Here is a 19,878-nt window from a genome sequence, read left to right on the forward strand (position 1 = left end):
TCAGGCTTAACTTAGCCAAGGAGGGCGATCATGTTTAGCACACTTGCTATTATTATTACTTTATTACTTTTGATGTTCTTTGCTTATCGCGGTTATTCCGTACTGATTTTAGCGCCAATTATGGCTGCTTTAGCCGTACTGCTTTCAGGTGATTTTTTAAGCAGTATTCCTGCTTATACTGATGTCTTTATGGGCGCATTGAGTGGCTTCCTACTCAAATTCTTTCCTATCTTCTTATTAGGCGCACTCTTTGGGCGTTTGATGGCAGATTCTGGGGCGGCAACAGCGATTGCCAAAACGGTGGTCGAAAAGCTTGGTGCCAGTAAAGCAATTTTGGCGGTTATTTTAGTTTGCGGTATTTTGACCTATGGCGGTGTGTCACTGTTTGTCGTGGCATTTGCTATTTATCCAATCGCCAAAGACTTGTTTAAAGCTGCTGATATTCCTAAGCGCTTGATTCCAGCAGCGATTGCCCTAGGTTCGTTTACCTTTACCATGACAGCATTACCTGGCACGCCTGCCATTCAGAATGCTATTCCGATTCCTTATTACAATACCAACGTATTTGCCGCACCTGTCTTGGGACTTATTGGTGGTACGATCATGTTTGTCTGTGGTTGGTTGTGGTTGCAATCGCGTGCCAGAAAAGCGAATGCCGCTGGTGAAGGATATGGTCAGCATGATGAGAGTGATGTAGGCGGTGTTGGTGGAGGCGCATCAGAGACCAACTTGCTTAGTACCCATCATACCTCATTCACCGTTGCGATGATTCCTCTGATACTGGTCATCAGTTTGAACGCTTTACTGACTTACTTTGTCTTCCCATCGATGGATTTTAGTGGTCTACAGACTCAGTTCCCAGATTTGAATATCGCAGGTTCGCTTGGGCTATGGTCGATCATCCTATCATTGGTTGTAGCTTGTATCGTGCTAATCGTCATGCGTCTCGGTCATTGGACCAACCTACAAAAAACCATCAACCGCGGTACTTATGACTCGATGTTACCGATCTTTAATACCGCGTCGGAAGTAGGCTATGGTGCCGTTATCGCGTCATTAGCAGGCTTTCTTCTCATTCGTGATAGTATCTTGAATCTAACGCCAGACAATCCACTCATCTCAGAAGCAGTCGCTATGACCACGCTGGCTGGCATTACTGGCTCATCATCTGGTGGTTTGAGTATCGCACTTTCAACCTTGGGTGAAGACTATCTAAGAATGGCAGTAGCAGCTGGTATTGATCCAGAACTCATGCATCGAGTGGCGGTAATGGCAGCAGGCGGTTTGGATACCTTACCACACAGTGGTGCGGTCATTACCTTGTTGGCCATTTGTGGTCTGACACATAAACAGTCCTACTTAAACTTGGCAATGGTCACCATGATTATTCCACTGATTGCTGTCGTCGTTGTCATTACCTTGGGCACGATGTTTGGTTCATTTTAATTGGGTTGAATCAGTAAAGCATATAATGGATTCAATCTAAAAAAGGGACAGCTTCCCTGTTGTAAAGTGCTCATAAAAACCCCGCTAAGCTTTTGCTTAGCGGGGTTTTTATGAGCGCTTTATAAGGGTTTACTATGTTGGACTTTTATCATAAATATCAATAAATACATTACACTTATTATAACGTACTACTGGTATGAACTTTTCTTGCTTGCTGTGCCTACGCAGACAGAGTCTACGAATAATTAATACCAGTAGCGCTGCACTCTTCTAAAAGTGAATCAACTATAGCGCTTATTACCATATTAATTCGTAAGGAATATCACAAATTTAGCCGAATTACGGTATCATAGGCACACTTTTTCAATTTCTATTGATAACCAACCCGTTTATATAAGAATATAGGTGATGAAAGTGCGTGAGATTTTAGTAACCAGTGCCCTGCCCTACGCCAATGGAGACATTCACTTGGGGCATCTTGTAGAGTATATCCAAACTGATATTTGGGTACGATCGATGAAGGCGCAAGGCCATAAGATGACTTATGTCTGTGCGGATGATGCTCATGGTACTGCTATCATGCTCAAAGCCGAAGACAATGGCGTAACACCAGAACAGCAAATTGCCAATGTGCAAGCTGCTCATGAAGCCGATTTTGCTAAGTTTTTGATTAATTTTGACAACTATCATTCAACACATTCAGAAGAAAATCGAGAATTTTCTGAGCTGATTTATCGCCGCCTTAGAGATGCGGGTCATATCTCTACTCGTGATGTGGAGCAGCTATTTGACCCTGAAAAACAGCTGTTTTTAGCCGATCGTTTTGTTAAAGGTACCTGCCCTGAGTGCGCCGCTATCGACCAATATGGTGATAATTGTGAAGTTTGTGGTACGACTTATGATGCGACAGAACTTAAAGATCCGTACTCTACGTTATCAAATGCGACGCCTATTCTAAAGACTTCAAAGCATTATTTCTTTGACTTACCAGAGTTTGAGCAATTTTTAAAGGATTGGACGCGCAGTGATAATCGCTTGCAAACCTCAGTTGCCAATAAGCTGCAAGAGTGGTTCGATGCCGGCTTGACCAGTTGGGATATCTCGCGTGATGCGCCCTACTTTGGCTTTCAAATTCCAGACACGCCAAGCGATGAGCCAGACAAATACTTCTACGTATGGCTAGATGCGCCTGTTGGCTATATGGCAAGCTTTCAGAACTTGTGTGATAAACGTGCAGGTACAGAAGAGGCTCTAGACTTTGACCATTATTGGGCGCAAGAAAACGAGCATAAAACCGAAGTGTATCACTTCATCGGTAAAGATATTGTTTACTTCCATGCGCTATTTTGGCCTGCCATGCTTGCTGGTAGTGAACTCCGTACACCAACTGGCGTCTTTGCTCATGGCTTCTTGATGGTCAATGGCGAAAAAATGAGTAAGTCGCGTGGCACCTTTATTAAAGCCGACACTTATGCTGAGCATTTGCATCCTGAGTACTTGCGTTATTACTTTGCGAGTAAGTTATCTGACAAAGTCGAAGACATTAACCTTGATTTAGAAGACTTTATGCAAAAGGTCAACTCTGATCTCGTTGGTAAAGTAGTCAATATCGCCAGTCGCAGCGCTGGGTTTTTGGTCAAAAAGTATGATGGTATGCTGACAGACGTCTGTGCTGAGCCAAGCCTATTAGAAGACATCACCAAGACGGGCGATGAGATTGCTGCGGCTTATGAAAACCGTGAATTTTCTCGTGCCATGCGCCTGATTATGCAGTGTGCTGATAAAGCCAATGAATACATCGATGACAAAAAACCGTGGGCGCTTGCCAAGGTTGAAGGCGCAGAGCAAGAAGTTCAAGACGTCTGCTCTGTGGCAATCAATATCTTCCGTCAATTGATGGTATATCTTGCGCCTGTATTACCTGAGCTGACTGCCAATGCTAAAGAATTCTTGAACATTGATGATTTAAGTTTTGCCAGCCGTAATGAGTGGTTGCTTGGTCATCAAATCAATAAGTTTAAACCACTGATGCAGCGTATTGAAGAAAAAGATATTGCAGCGATGGTTGAAGATTCTAAAGCCTCATTGACACAAGTAAGTGCGCCTACCGTTAGCCAAGACAATAAAGCAGCAGTAAAAAATACCTCGCCTGCAGCAATGCCAAGCAGTACCGAACAAGCAGACTATATCGGTATCGAGGACTTTGCCAAAGTCGAGATGAAAGTCGCTCATGTTATCGCTTGCAATCATGTCGAAGGCGCAGACAAACTGCTTCAGTTCACACTAGATGTTGGTGAAGCACAACCTCGCAACGTCTTCAGCGGTATTCGCAAATTCTATGAGCCTGAGCAGCTACAAGGTAAAAAGGTCATTTGCGTGACCAATCTAGCACCGCGTAAGATGAAATTTGGCATATCAGAAGGCATGATATTGTCGTCAGGCGACCCGAAAACAGGTCTGGTGGTAATGACCTTACCTGATGAAGCCGTTATCGGTGATTCACTTGCTTAAAAACGTTAAATTAATTAAGTAATAATAAAAGAACAAAACAAAAAACGGTCTAAATAGACCGTTTTTTATGTTAAAAAGAATAGAAAGTAAGCTTGCTGTTTATCTGGTCAAAATATCAATGATCTGCAACGTATCATTAACGACCGTCACAATTTTATTTTCTGGCGTGCGAATACGAACGTAGCGGTCATCATAACGGTCTAAAATTACCGAACGATCATAAATATCTCTATCAATGTTGCCGACTACTCTGTAACCGTATTGATCGAGATCACGCTTGAATGAGGCGTTAGAGTTAGCATGGCGATAAGCATTAATGTTAGGCTGGGCATTGCTGCTATAACCATTTTTAAATTTATATTTTTCTGACTGATGCTGCTTGAGCTGTACTTGTTCATGCTTATCTTTGCCGACATACGCAGATTTGCCCTTGCCATGATTATTACCGTGACCCTCTTTGGCCATAGCAGGTAAGGAAATCAATGAGATCGCTGTAATGCCAGCGATGGTTAATAACTTAAGATTAGTAGTGTTCATAATGTCATCCTTAAAATATTCATTTGAAAAAGATTAAGTAGATGGTAGAGTCTGTTGAACATTCACTAATGTCAGCATGATTAATAATGATATGGATTTCAGACTCACTGTAACTTTCGTATAAAAATTAGCTTGCGTTAATTATAAAGTGCGTTTGTAATCGCTGAATTGCTGGTTTGTGCGTTTTTTAAGCAGAGTTTTTCCGAATAAAGATGATTTTGCCAAATAAAACAGTCAATACTTGCTTTAATAACACTGGTGACGAATACGCTTTAATTTTTTATTGCGATAAGTTACATTACTGTCATAATATGAACATAATGATCAATGGATTGATTACTTTGATGTTAGCCCGTTATCTCAGCATTCACATAACATTGACTCGGGTAACCTGCACTTTCTAACCTACGAGCCACTATAAGATGATTTTTGCTACTACTTTACGCTTTAGCCTACTTGGTGCTGCGATGAGCGCCGCGCTTGGATTATCAGCCTGCTCTAAACCTGCAGATACTACAACGACTACCGATAACAGTACCACTACTGCTCAAAAACCTGCCAAAACATTGGCAATCACTCAAATCGTTGAGCATCCCTCGTTGGATGATATGCGTCGCGGCATTATTGATGAGTTGGCGGATAACGGTTATGTCGAAGGTCAAAATCTAAAGGTTAACTTTCAAAGTGCGCAAGGCAATACGGCAACCGCAGGACAAATTGCTAAGCAGTTCGTCGGCGACAATCCTGATGCCATCGTTGCTATCTCAACCCCATCAGCACAATCTATCGTCTCTGCAACCACAACCATACCTATTATATATACTGCCGTCTCAGACCCACTGGGTGCCAAATTGATCACTGCAGATGGTAAACCCTTTCAAAGCAATTTGACCGGACTCTCAAGCCAATTGCCATTAGAGCCGCAGCTAGATTTGCTACAAAAAATCAAGCCTAACCTCAAAACCATTGGCTATGTATACAGTCCTGGTGAAGCCAACTCGGTATCATTGCGTGATGCGCTTAAAAAAGCACTGCCGGCACGTGGCTTATCATTACTAGATATTCCAGCCAACCGTCCAACAGATATCGGTATGGCGACACGTAGCTTACAGGGTCGCGCGGATATTATTTATACCTCGTTTGACAATAATGTTGCCTCAGCATTTGAAGCCATGGCACAAGCTGCCAATGAGCTAAAGCTGCCTATTGTTGCCTCTGATGAATTCAGTGTCCAACGCGGTGCCACAGCAGCACTTGGTGTCAATGATTATGACTTTGGTCGTACGACAGGTAAGATGGTTTATCGCATTTTAAATGGTGAAGCGGTCAGTACCGTTAAGCCTGAAGTCATGAACGAATTGACACTCTACGTCAGCCCTAAACATGCTAAAACGCAAGGTGTAGTACTGTCAGATGAGCTGTTGAAAAATGCTATTAATGTTGATGAAAAAGCAAAAACTGCCAGCAAATAATCGCTAGTAGATAAGAGTGAATACGCAGTAGATAGCTTATAATTTATAACAAACACTGTTTATAACCGCAGTACGTAAGATCTTCTATTTATCTTTTATATAATGTACGGACACATTATTATTTTCAGGAGTAAGACCCATGTTGTATCAGAATCGTTTTGCCAAAGCTCTTTTATGGGGCGGTATATGTACCGCTATTTTGACTGGTTGTAATCAGCCAGCTAAAGAAGGTACCGCGACTGATGGTACTGCGGGCACCAATACCACAACAGAAATGAAAACGGTTGCTATTACCGCTATCGTTGAGCATCCAGCACTTGATGCCGTACGTAAAGGCGTAATCGATGAGCTAAACGATGCCGGCTTTAAAGATGGTGAAAACCTGAAAGTTAACTTCCAAAGTGCTCAAGGTAATACTGCTACTGCTGGTCAGATTGCCAAGCAATTCGTCGCCGACAATTCAGACGTTATCATTGCTATTGGTACCCCATCGGCTCAGTCAGTCGCTGCTGCAACCAGCAGTATCCCGTTAGTGTTTTCAGCAGTTACTGATCCGGTTGAAGCCAAACTGGTCTCAAAGCTTGATGGTTCTGGCACCAATGTCACTGGTGGTTCTGATGCGCTTCCTTATGAGCCACAAATCGACTTGATGCGCCAAATTATTCCTAGTCTCAAAAACGTCGGCTACGTTTATAGCCCAGGTGAAGTTAACTCAACGATTATCCTAAAAAATCTAAAAGAAAAACTGACGCCGCTTGGCATCAAAGTACATGAAGCCCCTGCCCAACGTAGTACTGATATTGCGATGGCAGCACGTAGCTTAGAAGGTAAGGTCGATATGATCTATACCTCAACGGATAATAACGTGGTTTCAGCTTATGAGTCACTATATCAAGCCGCTAAAGAAAGTAAGATTCCGTTAATTGCCTCGGATACCAGCTCAGTTGAGCGCGGTGCCATCGCAGCATTGGGCGTCAACTACTATGATCTTGGTCGTGAAACTGGCAAAATCGTTGTACGTATCCTAAATGGTGAAAAAGCAGGCGCAATTCCCGTATACACGCCAAAAGTTCTTGACTTATATGTCAGCCCAAAACATGCTAAAGAGCAAGGCATCACCTTGCCACAAGCGGTTATTGATAAAGCAAAAGAAGTGGTAGAGTAACTGCCTTTTACCTAATTAGTATAAAACAAACAGTAGATGATAATGTTGATTGCGCAAGCTGTCATTATCGTCTACATTAGCTTTACCTTGCTATTTATTGGTGCGAATTATTGCTACAAACAAAACCCAGCTATGTGTCAGTAGGCTGGGCTTGTTGTTTAAAGGCTTTCAATAAGCAAAGATTATGATCATTTATGACAGTGATCGGTTGCGCTTTACCCTAGCTGCAGATTATACAATCTGTTAAATTCACCGCCTAAGTGTTTGGTTTGTAGATGATGCTGATATATGCCACTCATCTCAACCTCATGGTTCTCTAAACACTTGGTTATGACTTACTGATCTCTTATGTCTTTAATTGCTTTTTTTGGTGCACTTGAAAGTGGTCTGATTTATGGCCTAGTGGCGCTTGGCGTCCTTATTTCATTTCGTACCCTCGACTTCCCTGATTTGACCGCTGACGGCAGTTTTCCATTAGGTGGTGCGGTCGCTGGCATCTCTATCATCGCTGGTGTCAATCCATGGCTTGCTTGCGCCTTTGGTATGCTAGCCGGCTCAATTGCCGGTATCGTCACTGCTTGGTTGCACGTTAAGCTTGGCATATTACAGCTCCTTGCCAGTATCTTGGTGATGGTTGCGCTCTATTCTATCAACCTACGTATTATGGGTGCGCCAAACTTGCCGCTGTTGGGTGAAACGACTGTCTTTAGTACCTTGGTCAATGATGGCAATGGCTATTGGATGCGCTGTCTGATCATTGGTATTGTCGTGCTATTGGCCATGTTATTTTTAAATTGGTTTTATAGTACCGAAACCGGTCTCTCTATGCGAGCAACCGGCTCAAACCTACGTATGGCGCAAGCACAAGGTATCAATACTTCATGGATGACCATCATTGGTATGGCAATCTCTAACGGTTTGATTGCATTAGCTGGCGCGCTTTTTGTCCAGACCCAAGGTGGCGCAGATATCTCAATTGGTATCGGTACTATCGTTATTGGTTTGGCAGCGGTCATCATCGGTGAGACGATTATTCCAGCTAAACGCATTTGGCTGATTACATTTGCAGTGGTCGTCGGTGCGGTGTTATACAAGCTGTTTATTCAAGTGGCACTATCGAGCGATACGCTACGTAGTATCGGCTTTGGTCCGCAGGATTTGAACTTGATTACTGCCCTACTCGTGGTATTGGCATTGGTATTGCCAAAAGCTAAAAATAAATTCTTAAGTCGTAAAGTTCGGGCTTAATGTCAATGTGCACCCATAAGGAATAATAATTATGATGCAAGCTACAGATTTGCGGTTGACCTTTAATCCTGGAACGCCCATTGAAAACCCTGCCCTACGTGGTATCGATTTAAATATCGCTGATGGTGAATTTGTCACTGTCATCGGTACCAATGGCGCGGGCAAATCGACCTTTTTAAACGCGGTCAGTGGTACCACTCGCGTCGATAGTGGCTCAATCTTGTTAAATGGTATTGATGTCACCAAAAAGACCGCGCACCAGCGTGCTCATTGGGTGGCTCGTGTATTTCAAGATCCAATGGCGGGAACTTGTGAAGCGTTAACGATTGAAGAAAACATGGCGCTTGCCTATAAACGCGGTGGCAAACGTGGTTTAAACTTTGCTCTAAACCAAAATAACCGTGACTTATTTCGCGAAAAATTGTCGGTCTTAAAACTTGGCTTAGAAAATCGTTTGACTGACCGCATGGGTCTGTTATCCGGTGGTCAGCGCCAAGCGGTTAGCCTATTGATGGCATCATTGCAGCCGTCTAAGATTCTATTACTTGATGAGCATACGGCGGCGCTTGACCCTAAAACTGCCGCTTTTGTGTTAGAGCTAACCGATAAAATTGTCACTGATAATCAGCTTACCACCATGATGGTCACGCACTCGATGCAGCAAGCGCTCGCTCATGGCACGCGTACCGTGATGCTACATCAAGGTCAAGTGGTATTAGATGTGGCTGGTGATAAACGTCAAGGCATGACTGTGCATGATCTACTCGATATGTTTGAGCAAACGCGCGGCGAGAAAGTTGATGATGACAGCTTAATATTAAGCTAACCGATAACACGTATTTCTTTGAATATAGATAAAAAACGCCTACTTAATCGTAGGCATTTTTTGCTTTTGATTTACTATAAAAATAATAGCTGATCGTTATTCCCAATTGAGAATCTAACGTCACTATAGTCAACATACCCTAAAAACGCTACGGTACTGCGGGTACAATTTTTTTGCAGCCTCTGTCTGCGTAGGCACAGCAAGCAAGAAAAATTGATACCAGCAGTACATAATATATCGATATTACTTTTCATTGACTATATCTTTTGAATCAGCTCGCTTTTTATATACCAAAGCCCTCTACTCATCAGCCACGCCTAATTTGCTTTAAGGTTTTTGTTATTGATAAGTAATGATAGCACCACTTTGCCACTAGCCATTATATAGTAAGCATTTATACATCTGCTCTTAGTAAAATAACCGTTATCTATCAGCATTCGCTTATAAGGTTTATCATGCGCAAAATTCCTGTTTATATACACCCTGCAGCGGGCTGGCCTGCACTGATTGCCTCTACGCGTACCTTAATGGATTACAAGGCTTTTTTGCGCGGCAGTATCAGCGTCTTACATAGCAATCAGCCAAAGGACGGCTTTGATTGTCCGGGCTGCGCATGGCCGGATCACAAGTCAAATAAGGCCATAGATGTCTGTGAAAACGGTATCAAAGTCATCGCCAGTGAAACGATGAACAGACGAGCAGACGCGGCTTTTTTTGCTAATAATACAGTCACAGCGCTACAAGGCTGGTCAGGCTATGAGCTTGAACACAGTGGACGCTTATCAGAACCACTCTATTATGATGCTACTCAAGACCGCTATCTGCCGATTTCTTGGGAAGCGGCTTATGAGATTATCGCTGACCAATTAAAACAGCTTGATTCGCCAGATGAAGCACTGTTTTATACCTCAGGACGGGTAACCAACGAACCTGCTTTTATGTTTCAACTATTTGTGCGCTGTTTTGGCACCAATAACTTGCCTGATTGCTCAAACATGTGTCATGAGCCAACGTCAGTGATGCTAGGTAAGCAGTTAGGCATCGGCAAAGCAACCGTAATATTGGAAGATTTTGAGCAGGCTAAGCTGATCTTATTGTTTGGGCAAAATCCTGCAACCAATCACCCACGTATGCTTGAGATGCTAGCGCACGCGCATAAGCAAGGCTGCCGCATTATTTCTATTAACCCCATGCGCGAACAGGGTCTAAGCAAGTTTAGAAACCCACAAAAACCCTCCCATATGGCAGCAGGTCAAAGTGATGAGATGGTCGATGAGGTTATCCAAATACAAATTGGTGGCGATGCGGCTTTATTAACCGGCATGGCTAAATGGCTCACCAAAAACGGTAAAATAAACAGTGGTTTTATTGAGCAGCATACCTCAGGCTATGACGCTCTGGATGCTTGGTTACATCAGCAATCTTGGACGGATGTAGAGCTTGGCTGTGGCATTAGTAAAGCAGAGATTATTATGCTCGCAAAGTTGGTTGCTGAGAGTCCAGCAACGATTTGTACATGGGGCATGGGCATCACTCAGCATGTCCAAGGCGAAGATAATGTTGCCATGATTACCAACTTGCTATTGTTGATGGGTATGATTGGTATCGATGGTGCAGGTGCATCGCCTGTACGTGGACACTCAAACGTGCAGGGTGATCGTACCATGGGTATTCATGAGCGTCCTAAGCAGAGCTTGCTTGATAATCTTGAGCGCGTTTTTAAGCAGCCGATGCCACAAGAAGATGGTCTTGATGTCATCGCCGGTGCAAAGGCATTAATAAAAGGTGACATCAAAGCCTTTGTTAGTATGGGTGGCAACTATGCGGTTGCCGCGCCAGATAAAAGTGCGATTCAAGCGGCGCTGACTACCACTGAGCTCAATGTCTTTGTCGCAACCAAGCTTAACGAAACCATGTTATATCCGGGTAAAAACAACCTTATCCTGCCTTGCATCGGTCGTACCGAGCGCCTCATCACTGATAAAGGTGAGCAGTTTGCCACTATTGAGGACTCAATGTGTCAAGTTGTGGCGACCAGAGGACGCATAAAGCCTATCAGCGACGCTCTAAAATCCGAAGCGCAAATCGTTGCAGATATGGCAACTCATGTACTTGGAACTGAATCCTCAATCCCTTGGCAAGCGATGAGTAAGGATTTTGATATTATTCGTGATTATATTGCGCAAGCGATTGAAGGGTTTGAAAACTTTAATCAGCGTATTCGTGCCGCTGAGCGTGGTTTTCATCTGTATCATTCGGCGCGCCATCGGGTATGGAATACCGAGAGTGGCAAAGCACAGTTTGAAGTGCCGAAATACCCAATTACCTACGTTGCCGCGCAAATGGCACAAACGACATCTGATTATCAAAATAATTCAGTAAACAATCAAACCTTTGATATGAACCAGTCCGCTGAGCAAAACGTCTGGCAACTAACAAGTGTCCGTAGTCATGACCAATTTAACACCATGATATTCGGCTTCCAAGATCGCTATCGGCAGACTGATCGTCGTGATGTGCTCTTTATGCATCCAGATGAAATCAGTCGCTTAGGTTGGCAAAAAGGCGATCAAATCATGGTATCGCGCCAAGACAGTCAAAGTGCTGAGCGCACGTTAGGACCTTTGATACTAACAGAGATGGATATTGCAGCGAATGCAGTGGCAACCTATTATCCTGAATGTAATGACCTCCTTGATTTGGACAGTCATGCGCCGGAATCCAGAACACCTGCTTATAAGTCTGTTACCGTGGTATTGAAGTGTCTTGAACAAAGCAGTATGGCAACTGCCGTATGATGGGTGTCTCGGCACCAAGACTTTTATTTTATTAATAACACAGGCTAATAAGCACTCACAATGGCAAACAAACCTCACTTGGCGGCAGAAGATAGCTTTAAGAAAGATGCGCCATTATCACGGCTACATGTAGCATATAAACACAGCTATGCATCAGATACATTTTTAGATGCTGCTAAGAATGCGCCGCTGGATATTGATACCAAGTCAGGAATGTTGGCTGTTGAGGCAGCTGTAGCCATTGTGATTAATGGCATTCACTACGCTGTCTTGATGGCAAGTCCTTATCAACTCGAATACCTTGCCATCGGCTTTTTATATAGTGAAGGATTGATTCAGCATAGTCATGAATTACTAGATTGGGATATTACTCAATTAACAGACGATGAAAGTTATCAAGATTTTACGCCTGATTCTTTCATTCAAAATTCTTCTAATAAAGACTCTCTTAATTCTAATGTGACTGATGAGCTTATAAGCTTGGATCAGCTCTCAGAGCAGCTACAAGACTATGATATATACGTGGTCGAGCTAGTCTTAAACCAGCGCTGTCATCAACGTATTCAAGCGCAAAAACGCCAACTGGCAGGACGCACAGGATGCGGTATGTGCGGCATAACGGGTTTAACACAAGCACTACCCGATCTAAGTAAATATCAGATAAACAAGCTATTGCTTAGTAGAGCGATGCCTAGTCTTGACGATTTACTGAGTATACAAGCACAGATCAATGCAGCCCAGCATACCCATCAGCTCACAGGCGCTGTCCATGCTGCTGCAACCCTATACGAGCAGCAATTGTACTTATTTGAGGACGTGGGGCGCCATAACGCCCTTGATAAGCTCATAGGATGGCAGTTGCATCATAAGGTAGAGGTTGACTATGTGCTAATGACTTCGCGTTTATCGATTGAGCTGGTACAAAAATCCATTCGTAGTCGTATACCTTGGCTGATTGGTATGTCTGCACCGACCAGTACCGCGGTACGTGTTGCCGAGCGTTATGGCTTAGGCCTAGCAGGATTTTTACGTGATAACCGCGTGACTTACTACGCAGGTTATGCCGACTCTTAAAAAATACATAGACCCTCTTCTACTCTAATGTTTGAACACATTCTTTGTCTAACCGCTTCCATCAAACTTTGTTTTTTAATATCTTCCTCATCTGCCGAACAGGCTTTTCAATTATCAAATTTATATATCATTATTTATATAATTAACCATAAAATTTGTGATTGATAGCAGAATAGGTTAGTCTTAAGGCACAAACATGTTACTAATATTTAACATTACTGTAGTTTTAATTATCAATGCTACGTATGTCAGGTTAAATGTTTAGACATTTATCACCTGCCATCACGATTACGGATTATGTGTATTAGACCATAGATAAGTAAAGCAATACTCGATCCATGATTATATATATCTGATACACGCTATCTAAACCTAGCATAAGTCAAGCAGTTGCGACTTACCGCTCATCCGTATTATTGCTATAGATGCTTGTACAAGCCTTTATCAGCAGCCAGCTATATCACGTATGCATCATTCGTAGCCTAATGGTTCAGCCATTTACAGACGCATATCGAGCGTTGCCCCTATGATTTTTGACATATTCTTCATAATTTATGATGAAGTCATGCAGAAGCAAAAGCCATCCGCTTTCGATTTTTTTTGTGACGGTTCATCTTGTTGCGTGCTACCGATAATTGACCTATAGGCTGAATAGGTCGTTTTTGCATACCTCATAGTTTGGGAGAATACGTTTTAATCTATATTTTACTTATAACAATTGCGAGGTAGGAATTTGAAAACTGAGTCATTGTTCCAATTTTCAGCATTAACCATCATTTTGCTATTAATGGCATTTTATGGCGGTACTTATCTGCTGTCTTTATTAATAAAAAAAGATAAGGAGACGACCTCAGGCTTTATGGTCGCCGGTCACAACGTCGGTTTTGGTATGGGCGCTGCCAGTATGACCGCCACTTGGATCTGGGCCGCATCCTTTTATGCAGCTGCCACGTCCGGTTATAAATATGGCGTCTCAGGACCGTTACATTATGGTTTTTGGGGTGCTTTGATGATTTTATTCATCTACCCTTTTGGGATGCGATTTCGTGAACTTGCACCAAATGGACATACTTTGGGTGAACTTATTCATGCCCGCCACGGGTCATCAAGCCAATTAATTTTAGCCATATCTAACCTTATGGGCAGCTTAATTAGCTTGATGGTCAATTTCACCGCTGCTGGCGCATTGGTGTCAGTCTTATCGCCACTATCATTTCAAACAGGGGTGATTATCGCCGGCGTCGGGGTGCTAAGCTATACCTTAACTTCTGGATTTCGTGCTTCAGTGTTCACCGATTTTGCCCAATTGGTCGCGTTAATGGCGATTGGTGTCATCATTATCCCAGCGGTACTGTTTTCCATGGGTGGTCCTTCCGCCATGGTCAGTGGGCTTTCAAATCTAACATTGCAGCAACAAGACTTCTTTTCATCTGAAGCCTTTTTTCAGCAAGGTGCGCCCTATTTTGTCGCAGTATTGGCTTATGCTATTGGTAATCAAACCATTACCCAACGTCTATTTGCCATTGATAAAAGCAAAATTAAAGCAACCTTTATTACTGCCACGGTCGGTTATGCTGGTATCGTCATTGGTCTCGGCATGATTGGACTTATGGCATTAACCATAGGTATTGAGCCGCTTAATGGCAATATGAATAATTTGATTCCGCAAATGGTCAGCACATATCTACATCCGGTATTCATTGCCTTATTCTTTATCTTGGTTATTGGTGCCCTGTCCTCAACGGCTGATTCAGATTTATCAGCACTATCTACAATTATGATGGCTGACATCTATGGCAAGAATATTGCCAAAAAAGGCGGCGTAAACCCAAAAACCATGATGCTTGTCGGTCGCGGAACCATGATTGTCGCTACGGCAGCAGGATTGATTTTTGCCAGCTTTAAGCTTGATATTCTCGTGATGCTAGTCTTTGTCGGTGCGTTATGGGGTGCGATTGTATTCCCAGTGATCGCCAGTGTGTTCTGGAATCGCGTGACAAACACTGCCTTTACCTCAGCCGTCATCGTCGGATTATTGTTATTCTGTATCGCTCGCTTTGAGCTCATACCTATCATTGACGTTACGGCGCTGTTTTTTGAAGTATTGGCAAGCGTTGGTGCTGCTGTGGTGATTGGACTCATGGTATTTGGCTTTTTAGGTCGAAAAATGGCTGTGGCAGCTGCCGCCCTCACACTGATACTGATGCTGATATTTGCCACTGGTTTCTTACGTCAATATATGGTGCTGCTTGCATCACTGACCGCTTATGGTGCCAGTACAATTGTCTGCGTCATTATCAGCCTCATGAGCAACGAGCATTTTGACTTTGACCTTATTAAACAGCGCGTTGGCGACTATGACAATAAACCCAACATACCGCCGACAACCAACGTTCAAAACTAGATTTATATCTTATCGACGTTTTGATGAATTTTTTAATGGCTTGATGTATTCATCATTCATTTTTAATACCTAAAATAAAGGAGTTAATATGGAAACCACGTTTTTTTATGGGCTTTATATCTTAATCTGGCCAGCAATCACGCTTGGTGTACTGATACTTATTTGCACTGCGACTTATAAAGATGTAAAAAAGGCTGTAGATAACAATAAAAGTATCGTTTAGCGACTTAATTTAGGCTAGGATTTATCGTACTATGACGCTAAATACGCCTAACCTGATAAATAATCGGTCTTTATATCAAAAAGGGCTTGTAATTTAAATTATATTTGCTAATATAGGCGTCCTTGATTGGCTGGGTGGCAGAGTGGTCATGCAGCGGACTGCAACTCCGTTAACGCCGGTTCGATTCCGACCTCAGCCTCCAATTATTTAGGTTAAAAATTTATTAGGATTTATATTAATTTTAGCTTGCTTTATTAATGTAAATGCTTATAATAGCGACCACTATCTAACAAGTAGAAAGCTTACTTATTAGATAATACAAGTTTTGCCCGGGTGGTGAAATTGGTAGACACAAGGGATTTAAAATCCCTCGCTAGTAATAGCGTGCCGGTTCAAGTCCGGCTCCGGGTACCATTATATTAAAAGGCTTCCAAGCAATTGGAAGCCTTTTTCTTATTGTATATCCTTAACTTTCTCTTACCTCTACTATCAGCAGATGATGCTGTAATTCTAATGAGAAATTCAGGCATAAAAGCCACCAAGCGCTTTAATAATATCGTATTCTTTGTCGTTACGTGTTCCATGAATAGACATAGATTATATCCTCTAAATTATTAATCGATTGAAATAGCATCACTTTATTTATCTAGAAAGCACTAGCTAATGATAGTCGTTAGATAACACAAGTCCTTATTCAACCTGCTTGTTTCATACAAGTTTTTTAGCTACAGTTAAAATTCTTATATTAAATAATGACGATGAACCGTCAAATAAAAACAATCTTTCATAAGCTGGAGTACATTATGGAGCTAAAGCTGAATGAGCTTTCCGATAAAAACAATTTAAATAGTCATCATGGCGAGCATATTATCCTGCGTCTAACTTATGTTAGCCGCTATAACACCGAAAATTCAAATATCGAAGTAGCCCGTATTCTTGAGCAGGCGCAGCGTAATAATGAGCGCAATGGTATTACTGGTGCATTAGTAATTAATGAAAACTATTTTCTCCAAGTTATTGAGGGCGCAAGACCAGTTATTAACAATCTGTTAAAAAAATTGATTGAGGATAAGCGACATTTTTCTTTGCAAATTATTGAGTGCCGTGAAATTGAGGAACGGCATTGGAATAAATGGTCAATGAAATATTTAACGGCTAATGATCAGAATAAAGAGTATGTTCTGAAATACTCAGCCAGCAATGAATTTAATCCTTACCTAATGAGTACTTCTCAAATTACAATGTTTATAGACAAGTTATCAAAACTTCAAGAACGACAAGAAAAACGCGAGTCTAAGATGAAAAAATCTTAGTTTTTGACCAGACGATTAGAATGAGTATATTTTATAGGGTAAGAACAACTTAATCGTATACTGTATAGCCTACTATATAAGACGCTATACAATATACCCAAAAAACGCCCAAAATAAAGGGCTGACAGTCTATGACGGTCAGCCCTTTATCGTTATTTGGTGGAGATGGCGGAAACTAAACTATAGATATAAGTCACTGATTTACCTAACTATCTAAAATTTAAAATAATACGATACCAACCATAATACCAACAATCGTTTTTCGTTAAAAAACACCTCTAACTCTATCGCATCAGCTCAATAATATTTTGTAATTGATTGTGATACCTCTACTCGCTTAGAAACTTATGGTTACTTAACCAAGCGCATTAAAACGCATCTAATAGCTTGTCGTAGCTTATAGGTGTGTATTGATATTGCTCAAATCTCACTAATCAGTTAAAGTTGGGTAAAATATTATAAGTTCATAAGGCAATTTATATGGATAACTATAAATTCATGGCTATTTCACTATTTTTCTTTGCCTTATCAGCCAATGCTGAAGTTAAAACGATTGATAATCCTTTTCAAAGCAATACCGCCTTAAAAGAGTCTGTCGAAGTTGATCACCCGCTATTCGCTAAAGGTGCTGGTGGTTCACAGTGCAAAGGACTTCCGCACACCTGTGGTGAAATGGTGAACTGCGAGCAAGCCAAGCAAGCGCTTAAGTGTGGTAATACTAAACTGGACCGTGATAATGACGGCGTGCCATGCGAGTCAATATGCCCAGGTGGCTAATTAGTGCCGTCGCACTTTCGTTCGTGACTGCCTGTACTCCTTCCCAAGATAGAAGTTACGCTAGTAAGTTCGTTTCTGGTAATACTGTGGTACATGAAGTGTTTTGGGGCGTTGATTATACGACGCCCTACCCTTTCACCACGTCAGGCGAGATATCGTGTGTCTATTACCCTGATTTTGGCATTGAGGTGTATTTTGAACCTGCGGGCTATAGTAAAGACTCGTCTATCGGTACGCCGCTTAATAAAGCCGCTGCTAAGGCGCTGAAGCGTGATGGTATGAAACCTAATGTGCCATATAGCATTAAGAAAGGTGCTGACTTGAGTGAGGCTATAGAGGTTGGGTTGAAGGCTTGTCGTAACGAAAATTAGGGTTAGATCTTAATAAATAAATGATTCAGTGACCTTGGTTTTAATGTGTTGCATCAAAGCATTAATACTATAAAAAAATTAACACAAAGGAATAAGACTAGGTGGAAAATACAGTTACGATCAATGGCATGGATGATGTAGTCTCTACGTTGCAAAGGTTATTAGACAGTCCCGACACAGATGTTTCTTACAGAATTGATGTACAGAACCTACCTGACTTCGAGCTTTACTTGAAGGGTGAGAAGTTTGATAATAGTATTACACCTTCAATTATGAAAGGTGTCATCGAGCTTCAGAAATCGATATATCGCGCATACCTTATTGCAAGATATGGCAGTGATAATTTGCAGATGCTTAATAATTATGAGCGCAGCGCATTAGAGCTTAGAGTTATTGTTCAACCAGGCAGCACAGACTTGATTGCCAAAATGTGTGATGTGGCTATCAAACTATTCGAGTTGATAAACGGTATGGAAAATAGGCAAAAATACATTATCATTTTAACAGTGCTTGCTATTATCGGTAGCGGCGTTGGATGGATGTTTTTTGACTCTTACTTAAAGCATGAGGCTACCAAGCTTGACATGAGTAAGGAGCTCTTAATAGAGCGTGAACGAACAAAGCAACTGTTAGAAACTCAAAAAAATACTATTGATGCTGTCCAAATGGCCATTAAATCACAGCATATAAAAGATAATACAGAGGCACCTCAAAGCAATCCCCTCAATAATGAAGAGGAAGGGCCGGTTGTAGAAGAGGAAACCCCTCCCAATAATACTGCAGCTACTAACAATGACAATAAAGCTATACATTTTAAACAACTTAAAAAAACAGACGTTGAGCTTATAGCTGTGATTGAAAAAGCCAGGAATTTTGACGAAAAAGTTGAGCTAGCCTCTATTCGAACCGAAGAATCTATGCGCAAACTTATGGCTTCTACTGCTAGCGCTGACTTTGTTAGGTTTAATAATCAGTTTGAAGCTTCTGGCAATACTATGCAACAAATAGCATCTACAGAAAAAGTGGAGTCGGAAGATATTACGATTAGAAAATTGTTTAGGGTACTCAATATCGACTCAAAAAGTACTGAGTTCATGCAGGCACGCCTTCGCCCCGAAGACCAGTCTTACCCAGATTTTAATGCAGCGTTTTCAGATAATTCGATAAGCCAAGAGAAGTTAGATAGGCTGACAACAGCTTTGACTAGTTATCATCCAATTGATTTATCTATAACTGCAAAAAAGAAAAGAGGAAAGCTAGATAAAGCATTTATTGCACAAGTGAGAAACCTAGATACGACCAAAAGCTTTAAGCAGCAAACAGAAGAAAGCACTGATGTATAAATAAAAATTAAATTACTTAACAATATAAAACCCACTATAACAGTGGGTTTTATATTGCCTATGAGTTTACCAAACCCTAACCAGTACAAGTCTTTTTAGACTGACTAATCTTGCCATTCTTACAGACGAACTTACCATCTTTACAGTGCGATACACCGCCCATGCTTTTAGAGCAAGGTGTGTTCTGAGCATTAGCCTGCATGACTGGCGCCATCATAAACATAGAGATAAGAAGTGCTGACCAAAGCTTCATAGGCTACCACCTTAATAATAGAATAGTTTAAGTTTGAACCATAGCACTGCAAATAACCGCAATCAACAACAATTTGACTTATGTTCAGCAGATTTTCTAGCTAAGTTGCTGGCAAGA

16 protein-coding genes and 2 tRNA genes are annotated in these 19,878 nt (G+C 41.7%); 16 read left to right on the plus strand and 2 right to left on the minus strand.

The window, feature by feature from the left end; translation table 11 throughout:
- Positions 1 to 30: 30 nt before the first annotated feature.
- Positions 31 to 1,446: a GntP family permease gene (locus FQ082_RS01755; protein ID WP_149491807.1), complete on the plus strand. Its 1,416-nt coding sequence runs from the start codon at positions 31 to 33 to the stop codon at positions 1,444 to 1,446.
- A 408-nt stretch (positions 1,447 to 1,854) separates the two neighbouring features.
- Positions 1,855 to 3,957, plus strand: coding sequence for a methionine--tRNA ligase (gene metG, locus FQ082_RS01760; protein ID WP_149491952.1), 2,103 nt, complete (start codon positions 1,855 to 1,857; stop codon positions 3,955 to 3,957).
- Positions 3,958 to 4,056: 99 nt separating this feature from the next.
- On the opposite strand, the gene FQ082_RS01765 is transcribed toward metG, so the two are convergent.
- Positions 4,057 to 4,494 carry a hypothetical protein gene (locus tag FQ082_RS01765; protein ID WP_133104496.1) on the minus strand — a complete coding sequence of 146 codons (438 nt, stop codon included), beginning with the start codon at positions 4,492 to 4,494 and terminating at the stop codon, positions 4,057 to 4,059.
- A 422-nt stretch (positions 4,495 to 4,916) separates the two neighbouring features.
- Between FQ082_RS01765 and FQ082_RS01770 the strand changes: the two genes are divergently transcribed.
- The 14 genes from FQ082_RS01770 (at position 4,917) to FQ082_RS01830 (ending at position 19,508) form a co-directional block, all read left to right on the plus strand.
- Positions 4,917 to 5,966 (plus strand): ABC transporter substrate-binding protein, encoded by a 1,050-nt coding sequence (locus FQ082_RS01770; RefSeq protein ID WP_149491808.1) that lies wholly within the window; start codon positions 4,917 to 4,919, stop codon positions 5,964 to 5,966.
- Positions 5,967 to 6,105: 139 nt separating this feature from the next.
- On the plus strand, positions 6,106 to 7,131 hold the full coding sequence (locus FQ082_RS01775) for an ABC transporter substrate-binding protein (protein ID WP_020443734.1): 1,026 nt from the start codon (positions 6,106 to 6,108) through the stop codon (positions 7,129 to 7,131).
- A gap of 348 nt (positions 7,132 to 7,479) precedes the next feature.
- Complete coding sequence (locus tag FQ082_RS01780; RefSeq protein ID WP_011513926.1) at positions 7,480 to 8,379, plus strand: ABC transporter permease; 900 nt, start codon at positions 7,480 to 7,482, stop codon at positions 8,377 to 8,379.
- Positions 8,380 to 8,410: 31 nt separating this feature from the next.
- On the plus strand, positions 8,411 to 9,205 hold the full coding sequence (locus FQ082_RS01785; RefSeq protein WP_011513927.1) for an ABC transporter ATP-binding protein: 795 nt from the start codon (positions 8,411 to 8,413) through the stop codon (positions 9,203 to 9,205).
- A 455-nt stretch (positions 9,206 to 9,660) separates the two neighbouring features.
- Positions 9,661 to 12,003, plus strand: coding sequence for an FdhF/YdeP family oxidoreductase (locus FQ082_RS01790; protein ID WP_149491809.1), 2,343 nt, complete (start codon positions 9,661 to 9,663; stop codon positions 12,001 to 12,003).
- Positions 12,004 to 12,063: 60 nt separating this feature from the next.
- Positions 12,064 to 13,077 carry a formate dehydrogenase accessory sulfurtransferase FdhD gene (locus FQ082_RS01795; RefSeq protein WP_149491810.1) on the plus strand — a complete coding sequence of 338 codons (1,014 nt, stop codon included), beginning with the start codon at positions 12,064 to 12,066 and terminating at the stop codon, positions 13,075 to 13,077.
- Between the two features lie 748 nt (positions 13,078 to 13,825).
- Positions 13,826 to 15,481 (plus strand): sodium:solute symporter family protein, encoded by a 1,656-nt coding sequence (locus FQ082_RS01800; protein WP_223145337.1) that lies wholly within the window; start codon positions 13,826 to 13,828, stop codon positions 15,479 to 15,481.
- 88 nt (positions 15,482 to 15,569) lie between these two features.
- A complete protein-coding gene (locus FQ082_RS13060) occupies positions 15,570 to 15,704 on the plus strand; it encodes a putative transporter small subunit (RefSeq protein ID WP_223145329.1) in 135 nt (44 codons plus the stop codon).
- A gap of 128 nt (positions 15,705 to 15,832) precedes the next feature.
- Positions 15,833 to 15,906, plus strand: a tRNA-Cys gene (locus FQ082_RS01805).
- 125 nt (positions 15,907 to 16,031) lie between these two features.
- Positions 16,032 to 16,118 (plus strand) — tRNA-Leu (locus FQ082_RS01810).
- Between the two features lie 344 nt (positions 16,119 to 16,462).
- Positions 16,463 to 17,017, plus strand: coding sequence for a BLUF domain-containing protein (locus FQ082_RS01815; protein WP_262498123.1), 555 nt, complete (start codon positions 16,463 to 16,465; stop codon positions 17,015 to 17,017).
- A 480-nt stretch (positions 17,018 to 17,497) separates the two neighbouring features.
- Positions 17,498 to 17,794, plus strand: coding sequence for an excalibur calcium-binding domain-containing protein (locus tag FQ082_RS01820; protein ID WP_223145330.1), 297 nt, complete (start codon positions 17,498 to 17,500; stop codon positions 17,792 to 17,794).
- Positions 17,779 to 18,165, plus strand: a complete 387-nt coding sequence (locus FQ082_RS01825; protein ID WP_149491813.1) for a hypothetical protein — start codon at positions 17,779 to 17,781, stop codon at positions 18,163 to 18,165. The genes FQ082_RS01820 and FQ082_RS01825 overlap by 16 nt, the downstream gene beginning before the upstream one ends.
- A gap of 101 nt (positions 18,166 to 18,266) precedes the next feature.
- Positions 18,267 to 19,508: a hypothetical protein gene (locus FQ082_RS01830; RefSeq protein ID WP_149491814.1), complete on the plus strand. Its 1,242-nt coding sequence runs from the start codon at positions 18,267 to 18,269 to the stop codon at positions 19,506 to 19,508.
- Between the two features lie 76 nt (positions 19,509 to 19,584).
- Here FQ082_RS01830 and FQ082_RS12940 read toward each other — a convergent pair whose 3' ends face one another.
- Positions 19,585 to 19,761, minus strand: a complete 177-nt coding sequence (locus tag FQ082_RS12940; RefSeq protein WP_188018882.1) for a hypothetical protein — start codon at positions 19,759 to 19,761, stop codon at positions 19,585 to 19,587.
- Positions 19,762 to 19,878 lie beyond the last annotated feature (117 nt).

Source organism: Psychrobacter sp. ANT_H56B, from assembly GCF_008369245.1.
GTDB classification, from domain to species: Bacteria; Pseudomonadota; Gammaproteobacteria; order Pseudomonadales; family Moraxellaceae; genus Psychrobacter; species Psychrobacter cryohalolentis.

What these genes read in the sequence shown, in the direction of transcription:
- FQ082_RS01755 (WP_149491807.1), top strand. Translation starts at nt 31, where the DNA reads ATGTTTAGCACACTTGCTATTATTATTACTTTATTACTTTTGATGTTC.
- metG (WP_149491952.1), top strand. Translation starts at nt 1,855, where the DNA reads ATGAAAGTGCGTGAGATTTTAGTAACCAGTGCCCTGCCCTACGCCAAT.
- FQ082_RS01765 (WP_133104496.1), bottom strand. Translation starts at nt 4,494, where the DNA reads ATGAACACTACTAATCTTAAGTTATTAACCATCGCTGGCATTACAGCG.
- FQ082_RS01770 (WP_149491808.1), top strand. Translation starts at nt 4,917, where the DNA reads ATGATTTTTGCTACTACTTTACGCTTTAGCCTACTTGGTGCTGCGATG.
- FQ082_RS01775 (WP_020443734.1), top strand. Translation starts at nt 6,106, where the DNA reads ATGTTGTATCAGAATCGTTTTGCCAAAGCTCTTTTATGGGGCGGTATA.
- FQ082_RS01780 (WP_011513926.1), top strand. Translation starts at nt 7,480, where the DNA reads ATGTCTTTAATTGCTTTTTTTGGTGCACTTGAAAGTGGTCTGATTTAT.
- FQ082_RS01785 (WP_011513927.1), top strand. Translation starts at nt 8,411, where the DNA reads ATGATGCAAGCTACAGATTTGCGGTTGACCTTTAATCCTGGAACGCCC.
- FQ082_RS01790 (WP_149491809.1), top strand. Translation starts at nt 9,661, where the DNA reads ATGCGCAAAATTCCTGTTTATATACACCCTGCAGCGGGCTGGCCTGCA.
- FQ082_RS01795 (WP_149491810.1), top strand. Translation starts at nt 12,064, where the DNA reads ATGGCAAACAAACCTCACTTGGCGGCAGAAGATAGCTTTAAGAAAGAT.
- FQ082_RS13060 (WP_223145329.1), top strand. Translation starts at nt 15,570, where the DNA reads ATGGAAACCACGTTTTTTTATGGGCTTTATATCTTAATCTGGCCAGCA.
- FQ082_RS01815 (WP_262498123.1), top strand. Translation starts at nt 16,463, where the DNA reads ATGAACCGTCAAATAAAAACAATCTTTCATAAGCTGGAGTACATTATG.
- FQ082_RS01820 (WP_223145330.1), top strand. Translation starts at nt 17,498, where the DNA reads ATGGATAACTATAAATTCATGGCTATTTCACTATTTTTCTTTGCCTTA.
- FQ082_RS01825 (WP_149491813.1), top strand. Translation starts at nt 17,779, where the DNA reads ATGCCCAGGTGGCTAATTAGTGCCGTCGCACTTTCGTTCGTGACTGCC.
- FQ082_RS12940 (WP_188018882.1), bottom strand. Translation starts at nt 19,761, where the DNA reads ATGAAGCTTTGGTCAGCACTTCTTATCTCTATGTTTATGATGGCGCCA.